10 protein-coding genes are annotated in these 13372 nt (G+C 63.8%); 7 read left to right on the top strand and 3 right to left on the bottom strand.

Annotated elements, in window-relative coordinates:
* The first annotated feature begins 22 nt into the window (after positions 1-22).
* Entirely contained in the window at positions 23-2671 is a 2649-nt protein-coding gene (locus tag OOB33_RS09380) for an AAA family ATPase (protein WP_271008468.1), read from the top strand.
* A gap of 364 nt (positions 2672-3035) precedes the next feature.
* On the opposite strand, the gene OOB33_RS09375 is transcribed toward OOB33_RS09380, so the two are convergent.
* The 3 genes from OOB33_RS09375 to OOB33_RS09365 form a co-directional block, all read right to left on the bottom strand.
* Complete coding sequence (locus tag OOB33_RS09375; RefSeq protein ID WP_271008467.1) at positions 3036-3233, bottom strand: hypothetical protein; 198 nt, start codon at positions 3231-3233, stop codon at positions 3036-3038.
* Between the two features lie 912 nt (positions 3234-4145).
* Entirely contained in the window at positions 4146-4718 is a 573-nt protein-coding gene (locus OOB33_RS09370; RefSeq protein WP_271008466.1) for a tetratricopeptide repeat protein, read from the bottom strand.
* Between the two features lie 211 nt (positions 4719-4929).
* Positions 4930-7080, bottom strand: a complete 2151-nt coding sequence (locus OOB33_RS09365; RefSeq protein WP_271008465.1) for a prolyl oligopeptidase family serine peptidase — start codon at positions 7078-7080, stop codon at positions 4930-4932.
* A gap of 348 nt (positions 7081-7428) precedes the next feature.
* Between OOB33_RS09365 and OOB33_RS09360 the strand changes: the two genes are divergently transcribed.
* From OOB33_RS09360 to OOB33_RS09335, 6 genes are read left to right on the top strand one after another with little or no spacing between them, the layout of a single operon-like run.
* Positions 7429-9498, top strand: a complete 2070-nt coding sequence (locus tag OOB33_RS09360; protein ID WP_271010033.1) for a ribonuclease catalytic domain-containing protein — start codon at positions 7429-7431, stop codon at positions 9496-9498.
* A gap of 5 nt (positions 9499-9503) precedes the next feature.
* Positions 9504-10361 carry a cell envelope integrity protein TolA gene (locus tag OOB33_RS09355; RefSeq protein WP_271008464.1) on the top strand — a complete coding sequence of 286 codons (858 nt, stop codon included), beginning with the start codon at positions 9504-9506 and terminating at the stop codon, positions 10359-10361.
* On the top strand, positions 10358-11224 hold the full coding sequence (gene aroE, locus OOB33_RS09350) for a shikimate dehydrogenase (protein WP_271008463.1): 867 nt from the start codon (positions 10358-10360) through the stop codon (positions 11222-11224). Before OOB33_RS09355 ends, aroE begins: the two co-directional genes overlap by 4 nt.
* Positions 11221-11970 (top strand): transglycosylase domain-containing protein, encoded by a 750-nt coding sequence (locus OOB33_RS09345; RefSeq protein ID WP_102767825.1) that lies wholly within the window; start codon positions 11221-11223, stop codon positions 11968-11970. The genes aroE and OOB33_RS09345 overlap by 4 nt, the downstream gene beginning before the upstream one ends.
* Positions 11971-11975: 5 nt before the next feature.
* Complete coding sequence (locus tag OOB33_RS09340) at positions 11976-12605, top strand: hypothetical protein (protein ID WP_271008462.1); 630 nt, start codon at positions 11976-11978, stop codon at positions 12603-12605.
* Complete coding sequence (locus tag OOB33_RS09335) at positions 12602-13234, top strand: TlpA disulfide reductase family protein (protein ID WP_271008461.1); 633 nt, start codon at positions 12602-12604, stop codon at positions 13232-13234. Before OOB33_RS09340 ends, OOB33_RS09335 begins: the two co-directional genes overlap by 4 nt.
* The last annotated feature ends 138 nt before the right edge of the window (positions 13235-13372 follow it).

Below are 13372 nucleotides of genomic sequence, written 5' to 3'. Positions count from 1 at the left end.
AACAACCGCCGCGAGAACGCACATGACCAAATCCCTAGCGGAATTCAAACGCTTCTTGGAAAAATCGTCCCCGGCTCTATCCGAACACGAGAAAAAGCTGGCTAACCTGATGCTGGTTGCATTCGACGAAATTGCGGCGGTCGGGACTGCTGGAGGTCGGCGTGGGAAAGTCTTGGCAAAACTAATCGTCGACAAGGGAGAAAAGGCGCCAACAGCACTCGAAATCGTGAATGACGAAGGGGGAGCCAACGAGCTCCCAATAGTCCGAATTACCAAAGTGGAGGTCGAGAATTTCCGAGGGTTTACCGACAAGCATACTTTCGAGTTCAAAAACCCGTACACCTTCGTTTACGGGCCGAACGGGACAGGAAAGTCGAGTCTTTGTGAGGCGCTCGAATTTGGTTTGCTCGCCTCAATCCACGAAGCAGAATCGAAACGGATTCCCGTCTTGGACTACATCAGGAACGCCACATCGAGGAAAGCCGCAAAGCCCGTCCTGTATGGAGAAACTGCAGAAGACCAGGTTGTCGAGGTAAAAGCGGATCCGCGAATTTTCGAGTTCTGCTTCATCGAAAAGAACCGGATCGACGGATTCGCGCGAGTGGCTGCCAATACACCCTCTGCTCAGCAGGGTCGGTTGGCAGCACTATTCGGCTTGGAAGAGTTCAACACCTTCGCAACGCAGTTCAATGAGAGCCTCGGCAGTTACTTAGCCGAGTTAGTCGGAAAGAAGGGCAAAGAGCTAGCGGAACGTGCAAAGAGCCTCGCAGCACACCAAGCGATCCTCGCAAGCCTTCCGGAAAAAACCAAAATCGTCGAGACACGAGGTGCCGCACTGCTCGCAAAGCATCCGGAGTGCAAGGACCTCGAGGAGGTAAAAGTTGCCCTAGCTGGCCCCGAAGGTAATGGCGGCAAGCGAAAAGCGAACAACGTCGAGATTGGCCGCCTACAGAACCTCAAACCGGCCACAGTTCCCGGGACGCCCGGCGTCCTCGACGTCACTGAAAACCTGCTCCGGCTCTTCAAAGAGAAGGCTGAAGCAGAAGAGCTTGTCAACCAGTACAAGGACCAGCTTTCACTCCGGGACCTTTACGCCGCGATGCTGAGGAACCGAGATAGGTTCGGGAACGAGTGTCCCGCGTGCGCATCTGACCTCTACCGCGACGGTCGCCTTGCTGTTCCGATTGATCCGTACTCCAACGCGAAGGAAAAACTGGAGCAGTTCGACGCAGCCCTGAAGGCGGAAGAGCGGATCATGGAGATCCGGGAGACCATCGACGTCCATTGGCAGGACCTGCTTTCGAACATAGCCAAACTTCCAGCATCAGCAGCAGCTATTGAGTTCGACAGAGCGCCCGAGATAACCTCGTTTAGCACCGAGGCCTCCGAAGTCAAGAACTCTGCGGGCATCGAAGTCTTCCTCCGAACCGTGCCAGGAAAACAGGAACTCCTTCAAGCACTAATGGACGCGGCCGTGACCCATAACGAAAAGGTCGAGCAGTCCGTGGCCGCGATCAAGACGCTCGAGGACGCCAACCTCTTGATCTCCAAAGACCTGGAAGAAATCGTAGCAATCGCGACCCTCGTCGCTGCGAACGCGAAAAGCAATTCGGACGCCACCCAGGCCATTGAGAAATTCAACCGCGAGAACGAGGAGCTGATCAGTGAGGCAGAAGCCGAGAAGCCCGGAGTTGATCGGAGCCTGTGCTACAGCGTCGCCTACGAGGCGCTCCGTGCAAAGCTCCTGGCATACAACGCTGAGCTACCTTTGGCCTTGTCCGCAGATCTCAACGAGAAAACGCTCAAGTTCTACAACGAGATCAATAAGAACGACCACCCTTCCGATAGGCTCAAGTCCCTGCGGTTGCCTACAGCTGTTGGGGAAAAAATTGAGATTGAGTTCCAGAGTGGCCCCCCATGCGACGCTCTACAGGTGCTCAGCGAAGGTCATATTCGGTGCCTCGGGCTCGCGATCCTATTGGCGAAAATCACCAGGGACTGCCTCCCGTTTCTAATTTTCGATGATGTCGTGAACTCGATCGACGACGAGCATCGGAGTGCAATCATTGACCTGATCTTGAATCCGGAAGAGGTCGGCAATAGGCAACTTATCGTCACAACCCACGGTGAGGATTTCGTAAAGCGCCTCGAGAATGCCGTGCCGATGAAAAAGTACAACGAAACAGTGACTCGGATCGATTTCCTTGTGCCGCTCGCCGCCAAGAAGATCACCGTTAAGCTCGACTCGCCCCGCCACTACCTCATGGTGGCGACTCGAAGTTACGAAGACGGACATACGCGCGACTCCCTAAGTTACATCCGGAAGGCATTCGAAGACGTACTGAATCGTCTTTGGAAAAAGATCGCAAATAGGAAACTGTCGGCGCAAGTAAATGTCGGGATGAGGGGGCCGGGAGAACCAGACCTCATGAGCTTGGCGACGGGACTCCACCAGTTCCTCGGCAGGAAGGAAGTGACCGTGTTCCAAGAGGCCATACCGTATCTGGGCGAGATGCTTGGATACGGGGAGAGGCATCAAATCGAATGGAACTACCTGAACAAAGGAACTCACGAAGAGGATCGAGCGGAAGAGTTCGACGCCGCGATCGTTCGACGCATGCTCGAGACGGTCAGCAAACTCGACGAAGCGATCGGGGCTCCGCAGGCCTGATGGTAGTCCTCAGAACCCCGGTCCTGCCGCCGCTACACACCCGATCCCAGGCCGTGGCCGCCTTCGAAGTCCACGCGCAGCAGCTCGGTCTTGCTGGCGTAACGCTCCGGCTGGGCGGCTCGCAGGCGGGCAGGCGGCGAACTTGGGCGGGGATCCAGGCTTCGACGCGTGGGTCGTTGGCGCAGGTGGTGAAGATGACGGCCGGGTAGCTCAGGCGGCGCACCGGGCTCAGGGCAAGCATGCTCTTTCAATGCGCCAGGCTTCCCAGCCACCCAAGTTCGACATGGTGACAGGTCAAGCTCGGCGCAGGTCGTGAATTGACTTGCTCTGGGCCGACTCAATACTCACCGGCACATTCACCACATCACAAACCTTTGGCTTTGAGTGCAGCCATTTCGAAATCACCGTCGTCATGCAGGCGCAGCCAGCCGTCGAACTTGCCCAAGCCCAGTGTTTTTGCAAGCGACAAGAGCAGACTCTGGCCCGCTGCCACTCGGTCGGGGTAGAGCTGGTACACCGGGTCTGTGTAGGCCTGCGCCGGTGTCGCGAAACTCCAGCCCATGTCTTGGTCCGAACTCGGGGTCAAGTCTTAATTGTTAAGTCTTCGCCCCGTCATCAGTCTCCCGCCCCCCCGGCTCGCCATCTGGCTCACGCGAGCCACCCTCAAGCTGAGTTCGCCGGCCATCGCAGTCAACGTCAGGCCACCTTGAGCGAGTGCTCGTCTCAGCGCCTACTCGCGGCTAGCCCCCTGAGCCAGCCATTGCGCGAGACTGCACTTCATGGTCTTCTGTCGCTGCGCCACGGACACCGTGCAGCCGCGTAAGGCTCGCGACTCAGAGGCACTCAGCATGCAGTGGCAAGGCGTTAGCACTTAGGACGACCTCGAACGTCGTGACCCCGAACCTCCCTGCACCGCAGGCCCGAGGGCATTGAGTCCCTAAGTTAACCTTCCACAATGGGTCAGATTGACAAAAAACTATGGGAACGGAGCATCAACAACGCAAGCAGCACGGGGCTCCTGACCACCTGAATACTGCGAAATGCACCCAGCAGGCTTCGATGGCACGAGCTCTGGTTCGTAGACGGGGCAATCTGCCGATGAAACGCTTTGAAGTTTCCCTCCCACGTACGTGCATTCGAGTTTCGAGCCAACCAATTTTGCAACCCGCCCGCGCTGAACCAGAATTCGTGAGATCACCCAGCCACCTTGATCTTCTACCCACACGGTTTGGCATCCGTTGAAGTCGGCTGGCATGTTCGAAATTCTCGGATGCACCCTCATCAACTTTCCGTGAACGGCCAACTCACCCGCATCAGGCGGTGGAACTAGGACGTTGCAGGATTCCTCGCCTAGAGGATTGATGTTGGAAGCGCAACTTGCCATCAGCATGAGCACCGTCAGCGATGCAAACCGTCTGACGTAATCCATAGGCTAGCTCCTAGGGTGCTGGACGTAGGTCAAAGTAGTTCAACCTTATTGCTGGCTTGGCTTTGTCAGGCCGTAGACAACGAACCGTTCATACAAGCCCGGTGAACGGAGGCCGTGCTCATATGCGGCAATGAACTCAGCCTTGGCTTTTTCTCGCATTTGTTGGCGTTCATATGAAATGCCGCGGTTGTAAAAGACTTCGCCGAATCCTGGCTTGAGCTCAAGTGCTTTGTCGTAGTCGGCCATCGCCTCCTTGAACATGTTTGCTTCGTCGTAAGCATTGCCTCGATTGATGTAGTCACTGGCAACGTCACCAGGTTTGAGTGCTATCGCCTTGTCATATGCCTCAATCGCCTTCATAGGCTCTTTTGCCCGACGGTATGCAATTCCGATATTTCGATAAGTGCGAGCCAAGGATGAGTCAGTCAACTGGCCTTGCGCAATGCACGCTTGGAAGTGAGCTACTGCGTCCAAATGATTGCCGGCCTCGGTTGACCTCCAACCCACGATGCACTTGCTGAGGTCTTCGGCGAAAGCACCGTTCGAAGCAAAGCATGTAAGCAGTGCAGTGGTTCCAAGAAGCTGTTTTGTATTTAGTTTCATCTTTTTCAATGCCAATTAACGACGCCCCAACTCCAAGGACATTGGGCGCGAGAGGAAATCTATGGGTGCCGTGACTGGGCTACTGGAAGCAATCGCTTGAATTGCCAATGCAGGCCTCGTCTATCTCGCGCCACAACTTTGGGTGCTTACGACGCCTGGCGCAGAACCGGGCAGAGCAAGACGGGCACGCCGCTTGCGCGTCACCCGCCCTCCCCTATATGCACCCTCACCTCTTCGGCGCAAACCCCTCATCCCCAAACTGCCACAGGAAGAAGCTCCACACATCCGCCGTCTCGTCCAGGCGCTGCGCCACGCCCGAGCCCATGCCGTGGCCGCCTTCGAAGTCCACGCGCAGCAGCGCGGGCTTGCTGGCGTAACGCTCGGGTTGGGCGGCTTGCAGGCGGGCGGCGAACTTGGCGGGGATCCAGGCTTCGACGCGGGGGTCGTTGGCGCCGGTGGTGACGATGACGGCTGGGTAGTTCACGCCGTCGCGCACGCGGTGCACGGGGCTGAGCGCATACATGCTCTTGAAATGCGCGGGGTTGGTCACTGTGCCGAACTCGGCGATATTGGGCGCACCGTTGGGTGTGGTTTCCATGCGCAGCATGTCGGACAGGCTGACCGCGCTCTGAGCCGCGGCAAACAAGTCAGGCCGCTGGGTGATGGCGCCGCCGATGGTGATGCCGCCGGCGCTGCCGCCGGTGCCGGCCAGGGTGGCGGGTGAGGCGTACTTCTGCGCGATCAGGTATTCGGCGCAGGCGATGAAGTCCGAGACCGTGTTCTGCTTGGTCAGGATATGGCCGCCGCGGTGCCATTCTTCGCCCAGCTCCCCGCCGCCGCGCACATGGCAGATGGCGGTGACGCCGCCGCGCTCCAGCCAGGCCAGGCGGGTGGCGCCGAAGCGCGGCTCCTGGGTGGAGCCGTAGGCGCCGTAGCCGATCAAGATGGTGGGGCGCTTGCCGTCGCGCGGCGCACTCTTGGAAGACATGATGGACAAGGGCACCATCACGCCGTCATGGCTCTTGACCATGACGCGCTCGGCCTGCACGCCCGAGGTGTCCACGGCCACCGGCTTTTGCAGGTTCACGCGCCGCGCCGATGCGTCAGCGGCGCCGGGCTTCGTCAAGACCAGGCTTTGCGGCGGCTGGGTCCAGCCCTCGTGCAGCACCAGCAGCTCACCGCCGGGCAAGGGGCTGATCTCGCGCAGCGTGCCTTCAAACGGCAAGGCCACGGTCGAGATGGCGGGCTTCTTGCCCTTGCCGGGCATGTTCTTTTCCACCCGCCAGAGCTTGCTCACGCCGGCATCCAGGGCCTTCACGTAGACGGCGTCGCCAGCCAGCTTGATGTCCTGCAGCACGCTCTCGCCCGCCGGTAGCAGGGGGCGGAAGAGCGTGGTGCGCAGGCGCAGGTCCAGCTGCAGCAGCTCGCGGCGCGAGGCTTTTTTCTGGCTCAGGGCATAGATCTGGTCGCCCGAGATCGTGGCCTCCGTGACCTTGTCTTCCGGGCGAATGATGCGGCGCCAGGGGGTGGCTGCGCCCTTCTTGAGCAGGTCCTCAGCCGGCGCCACCCAGTAGGAGCGCTCGACCGCATCGCCATGCAGCACCTCGGCCAGGGCCCAGCGCGAGTCCTTGCTCAGATAGACGTAGGGCAGATCGGCCAGGGCGTGCTTCTCCTGGGCGTTCACCTCCCAACCGAACAGGGGCGCGTCTTGCGCCGGATCGGCGCCGAGCTTGTGCAGGAAGACGGCGCTCTTGTTGTAGCGCTCTTCCGCCGGGTGGCGGTTGTAGGCGAAGCCGCTGCCGTCCTTGAACCAGGCCACGCCGAACTGGTTGAGGCCGGTGTGGGCGATGGCCTCGCTCAAGAACTTGCCGCTGGCCACATCGAGCACGCGCAGCACGCTGTTCTCCGAGCCGCCGCTGGACAGGCCGATGGCCAGGCGCTTGCCGTCCGGCGAGGGCGTGTACCAGTCGATCGCATGCTTGCCGGGCTCGCCGGGGATGTTGTTCGGGTCCAGCAGCTCGCGCTCGGCGCCCTCCACCCCCGCGCGCAGCCACAGCCGCGACTGGTTCTGGCCCGGCGCGCGCTTCATATAAAAGAGCTGGCCGGCCACGGACTTGTAGCCGCCGGTGCTTTCGCCTGCGTCGGAGAGCTGGCCCAGGCGCTCGCGCAAGGCGGCGCGGCCGGGCAGCTGGGCCAGACCAGCCTTGGTGTAGTCGGCCTGCGCGCGCAGCCAGGTCTGGAACTCGGCGGACTTCATGTCCTCCATCCAGCGGTAGGGGTCGACCACGGCGGTGCCGTGATAGACATCGGTGACGGGTTTGAGCGGGGTGGCGGGATAGGGAGGCTGCGCGAGTGAAGCCGCAAACGCGCCGTTCACCGAAGCCGCCAGACAGAGTGCGAGCAAACTTGCTTTTTGTTTCAAGAGAGGAATCACGATCGAAAGCTCCAACAGAACTTGACAACAAGATGACAAAAACCCAGACAACCGGGTCATCTTAGGTGTCCGCTGGTGCTCGCAGGTATGCCGAAAGTTTGGCCCGGCCTGGGCCGCCCTCGGGCGAACCACATCGGGAGGCCCGGCCTGACATCGGCCGGCTCAGTGCAGACGCGGTCAAGAACTGGCTCGCCACGCACCTCCGTGCGCCGGCTCGTTCCGGGCCATTGCACCGCCCCACTTGCGGGCGCGGCCAAAAGCAGCGGTTTGATCAGCGACAATGCCGCCCATATGTTTGCCCTGTTCGATGAAGCCGGAAAATTCCTCGCCGGCCGTGTCATGTCCGAAGCCGAAAGTTCGATGCAGATCGAACTGGAGTCGGGCAAGCGCGTCAAAGTGAAGGCAGCCAATGTGCTGCTCAAGTTCGACAAGCCCGCCCCGGCGGAGCTGATCGCGGAAGGCCAGCGCCTGGCCCAGGAGATCGACCTGGACCTGGCCTGGGAGTTCGCGCCCGACAGCGAGTTCAGCTTCGCCGATCTGGCACGCGATTACTTCGACGCCAAGGCCGGGGTGACGCACCAGGCGGCGGCCCTGTTCCGCCTCTTCGAAGCGCCGCATTACTTCCGCCGCGCCGGCAAGGGCCAGTTCAAGAAGGCAGCCGAAGAGGTGGTGAAGGCCGCCCTGCTGGGCATCGAACGCAAGCGCCAGCAGGCGCTGCAGATCGAAGCCTGGGCCGAAGAGCTGGCCGCCGGCCGCTGCCCCGACGCGATCCGCGACCAGATTTACAAGATCCTCTTCAAGCCCGACAAGAACGGCCCCGAGTACAAGGCCGTGGTCGAGGCCACGCGCCGCTCGCACAAGGCGCCGCTGGATCTGCTCAAGTCGGCCGGCGCCATCGCCAGCCCCTATCAGTTCCACTGGAAGCGCTTCCTGTTCGAGCAGTTCCCCAAGGGCACGGGTTTCCCGGCCCTGCAGGCGCCCGAGATCAAGGACGAGCTGCCGCTGTCGCCGGTGCAGGCCTTCTCGATCGACGATTCGGCCACCACCGAAATCGACGATGCGCTGTCGGTGCAGGGTCTGGGCACGGGCACCATCGTCTTCGGCGTGCACATCGCCGCGCCGGGCCTGGCCTTCCAGCCCGACTCGGCCGTGGACAAGGTGGCGCGCGAGCGCCTGTCCACCGTCTACATGCCCGGCTGGAAGCTGACCATGCTGCCGGACGAGGTGGTGCAGGCCTACACGCTGATCGAAGGGCGCGACTGCCCGGCGGTGTCGCTCTACGTCACCATGGACGAGGCCACGCTGGCCGTGACCGGCAGCGAGACAAAGCTGGAGCGCGTGCCCATCAAGGCCAATCTGCGCCACGACAAGCTGGACGGCGTCATCACCGCCGACACCTTGACCGGCGCCGCCCCGGCCGACTACGCCTTCGCGCCCGAGCTGGCCTTCACCTTCCGCCTGGCCAACCACCTGAAGGCACAGCGCGAGGTCGTGCGCGGCAAGCCCGAGAACTTCAACCGGCCGGACTACAACTTCCGCCTCGATTCCAACGGCGAGCGCGAGCCGGATGGCAGCGAAGTGGTGAGCATCAGCACCCGCCAACGCGGTTCGCCGCTGGACCTGATCGTGGCCGAGGCCATGATCCTGGCCAACTCCACCTGGGGCGGCTGGCTCAATGACATGGGCCTGCCCGGCATCTACCGCAGCCAGGCCAGCATGGCGCCGGGCGTGAAGGTGCGCATGGGCACCAAGGCCCTGCCCCACGCCGGCATGGGCGTGGCGCAGTACACCTGGGCCACCTCGCCGCTGCGCCGTTATGTGGACCTGGTCAACCAGTGGCAGATCATTGCCTGCGCCAAGAACGGCCGCACGGCCGCCCTGGTGGCACCGTTCAAGCCCAAGGACGCGCAGCTGTTCTCCATCATCTCGGGCTTTGACGCGGCCTACACCGCCTACAACGGCTTCCAGAACGGCATCGAGCGCTTCTGGACCCTGCGTTATCTGGTGCAGAACGAGATCACCGAGCTGACCGCCACTGTCATGAAGGACGGCCTGGTGCGCGCCGACACCCTGCCCCTGGTCTTCAAGGCCCTGGGCTGCGAGCCGCTGCCGCGCGGCGCGCATGTGCGGGTGCGCATCACCGGCACCGATGAGATGACGCTGGATGTGCACGCCACCCTGATCGAGCGCCTGGAGGCCGAAGACGCCGGCGCGGGCGAAGACCCGGCTGCCGAGTCCGAAGACGACGAGGCCGCGGAAGGCGCGGGGCCGCTGACCCTGGCGCTGGACATGAGCGGCGAGGGCGAGGGCGACAGCCCCGGCACGGGCGGCGGAACGTCTGCCGAGGCGGCTGCGACCTGACGACGATGCGGCGCGGCAAGTTCTCCACCCTCCAGATCGCGTTGTTTATCTCGGCCGGCTTGCACGCCGGCCTGTTGGCTTTCCGCTGGGTCGATCCCGAGAACTTCAACCGCCTGTTCGAAGAGACGCCGCTGGAGGTGGTGCTGGTCAACAGCCGCAGCACCGAAGCACCGACCAAGGCCATGGCCCTGGCTCAGGCCAATCTGGCCGGTGGCGGCCAGGCCGAGACGGGCCGCGCCACCTCGCCCCTGCCGCCGTCCAAGCTGCTGGAGGTGGGCGAGGCGAACGAGGTGCAGCACGCCCAGATCGCCGAGCTGCAGCAACAGCAACAGCAGCTGCTGGCCCGGGTGCGGCGCGAGCTGGCCCTGCTGCCCCTGCCCGACCAGGAACGCGACCGCGGCACGGCCGAAGCGCGCGAGCAGGCCGAGCGCCGCCGCCAACTGGTGCAGCTGCTGGCCGAGATCGAGCGCCGCGTCAACGAAGAGAACGCGCGGCCGCGCAAGCGCTATGTCAGCCCGGCCACGCGCGAGGTGGTCTACGCCCAGTACTACGACAGCCTGCGGCGCAAGGTCGAGGCGCGCGGCACGCGCGACTTCCCCACCTACAAAGGCCGCAAGCTCTACGGCGAGCTGACCATGAACATCCATGTGGACCACCGCGGCCGCGTGATCGAGACCGATATCGTCGCCTCCTCGGGCAACAACAACCTCGACCGCCGGGCCGTGGCCATCGTCCGCGCCGCCAGCCCTTTCGGCAATTTCAGCCAGGCCATGCGCAAGGGCGCCGAAGTGCTGGTCATCACCTCGCGCTTCCGCTTCACCCGCGAGGACGGCCTGGAAACCAGCTTGAGCCCGCAACCATGAGTGCGCCTGCGATGGATCTGTATGCCGTGGCCGGCAACCCGGTGGCCCACAGCCGCTCGCCCGCCATCCACGCCCAGTTCGCCGCTCAGACCGGCCAGGCGCTGCGCTACGAGCGATTGCTCTGCCCGCTCGATGGTTTTGCCGCGCACATCCAAGCCTTTGCCGCCGGTGGCGCGCGCGGCTGCAATGTCACCGTGCCCTTCAAGTTTGAAGCCCATGCCCTGGCCTCGCGCCTGAGCGAGCGCGCCCGCCTGGCCGGGGCGGTCAACACCTTGCGTTTCGACACGGCCGCTGACGGCAAGCCCGACTGGTTCGGCGACAACACCGACGGCGCCGGCCTGGTGCGCGACATCGAGCACAATGCCGGCCGCCGCCTGGCCGGCCAGCGCATCCTGCTGTTGGGCGCCGGCGGCGCCTCGGCCGGCGTGCTGGGCAGCCTGATCGCGGCGCGGCCGGCCGCCATCACCGTGGCCAACCGCAGCGTGGACAAGGCCGCCAGCTTGGTGGCCCAGCATGCCGAATGGGCGGCACAGCACGGCGTGGACCTGCAGGCGAGCAGCTTGCAAGGCTGCGGCAGCGGCTTCCAGGTCTTGATCAACGGCACCAGCGCCAGCCTGGCCGGCGCTGCCGTGCCGGTGGCGGACGGCGTGCTGGCCCCCGGCGCCCTGGCACTGGACATGATGTACGGCCCGGCCGCCGCGCCCTTCCTGGGCTGGGCCGCGGCCCAGGGCGCCGAGGGCCGCGACGGCCTGGGCATGCTGGTCGAGCAGGCGGCCGAAGCCTTTGCCCTGTGGCGCGGCATCCGGCCGGACACCGGCCCGGTGCTGCAAGCCCTGCGCCAGGAACTGGCTTCAAAGCCATGAAGCCTTGGCAATTCCTCACCCGGCTGGCCGCCCTGCTGCTGCTGGGGGCGCTGGCCTTGCAGCTCTACTTTGCAGGCCGCATCGCCTTGATGAATGTGCTGGCGCCCCAATCCACCACCTTCCAGCGGGCCGAGGCCTGGCGCATCCTGACCGAACAAGGCGCCCTGCCCTGGAGCCAGACCTGGGTCGATGGCGAGGCGATCTCGCCCCAGCTGCGCCGCGCGGTAATTGCCAGCGAGGACGCCAGCTTTGCCGAGCACAGCGGCGTGGACTGGGACGCGCTGGAAAAAGCCTGGGAACGCAACCAGCGCGCCCAGGCCAAGCTGGAGAAGAAGCTGGCCCAAGCCGGCCCGACCGCCAAGGCCGTGAAGCCGGCCAAGGTGGTGGGCGGATCGACCATCACCCAGCAGTTGGCCAAGAATTTATTCCTCAGCGGCGAGCGCAACTTCGTGCGCAAAGGTCAGGAGATCCTGATCACCTATATGTTGGAAGGCCTGCTGAGCAAGCAGCGCATCCTCGACATCTATTTGAACAACGTCGAATGGGGTGAAGGCCTGTTCGGCGCCCAGGCCGCCGCCCGCCACTACTTCCGCCTGGACGCCAGCCGGCTGGGGGCCAACCAGGCCGCCCGCCTGGCCGTGATGCTGCCGGCGCCCAAGCGCTTTGAAAAACGCCCCGCATCTCCCTACGTGTTGTCGCGTGCTGCGACCATCGAAGCACGCATGCCCGCGGTTGAGCTACCCTGAGCCCGATGTCCAGCGAATCCACCCTCAGCCAAGAAATCGCCGCCACCGCCGCCCGCCTGGTGGTGGAAGAAGGCCTGGAATACGGCCCGGCCAAGCAGCGCGCGCTGAAGGCGCTGGGCCTGAGCCGCCACGGCCGCGCCGCCCTGCCCAGCAATGAAGAGCTGGAAGACGAGGTGCGCGAGTACCTGTCCATCTTCTGCAGCGACACCCAACCCGCCGAGCTGCGCGCCCTGCGCGAGCTGGCGGCGCAGTGGATGGCTCGGCTGGCCGAGTTCCGCCCTCATCTCTGCGGCGCCGTTTGGCGCGGCACGGCCACCCGGCTGAACAACATCCACCTGCAGCTCTACTGCGACGACAGCAAGGCCGCCGAGATCGCCCTGATCAATCTGGGCGTGGACTACGAGGTCGGCGCCAGCCACGACGCCCGCGGCCGGCAGATCGATGTGCTCTCCCTGGCCGCGCCCTGCCGCGCCTTGCAGGAGCAGATCACGGTGCATCTGAGCATTCTGGATTTCGACGACCTGCGCGGCGCCCTCAAGCTGGACAGCCGCGGACGCAGCGAACGCGGCGATCTGTCCGCCTTGCAACGCCTGCTCGACGAACCCGACGACACTGAAAGCAATCACCAGCCATGAGCAAGCAGCCCCCCGCCACCAGCAGCAGCGACACCCCGCCGGTCTCCAGCGGGCGCCGCTGGGCCCTGCGCGCCCTGGCCGGCGCCGCCGGTCTGGGCGGCCTCTACCTGGGCATTCGCACCGCACCGCAAGCCCCCGCTCCGGCCGGGTCAGCGCCAAGCGCCGCCCTGCCACCGGCAGGCGCGGCCAGCCTGCCGGCCGCCGAGACCGAGCTCTGGGCGGCGAGCTTCGAGCGCCCGGAAGGCGGCGAGCTGCGCCTGGCCGACTTCCGCGGACAGAAGCTCTTGATCAATTTCTGGGCCACCTGGTGCCCGCCTTGCGTGAAAGAGCTGCCCGAACTGGCCGAGTTCCAGCGGGAGTTCAAGGCCCAGGGCTGGCAGGTCGTCGGCCTGGCCGTCGACGCACCGACCCCGGTGCGCGCCTTCCTGCAAAAGCTGCCGCTGGACTTCCCCCAGGGCCTGGCCGGATTGACCGGTACGCAATTGGCACGCACACTCGGCAACAGCCAGGGCGGCCTGCCCTTCAGCGTGGCCTTGGGTGCCGACGGCTTGATCCAATGGCGCAAAACCGGTGCCACCAGCCTGGCCGAGCTGCGCGAGATGGCGGCTTCACCGGCTGCAAAACGCTGAATCTCAGCTGATCCAGGGCGGCCAAGCCGGCCGGATCCGCCCCAAAAGGCAAGCGCATTTGGGAAAAAGGGTCAAGCAATTTATTTACACCGACCTGCGTCGAACGGCCCCTAAAACGCGTAAAGTCCGGCCTTCTTC

Source organism: Paucibacter sp. B51 (genome assembly GCF_027863535.1).
Classification (GTDB): domain Bacteria; phylum Pseudomonadota; class Gammaproteobacteria; order Burkholderiales; family Burkholderiaceae_C; genus Paucibacter_A; species Paucibacter_A aquatilis.
Note: the sequence above shows the minus strand (reverse complement) of the source record. Positions and strands in the feature narration are given on the sequence as shown.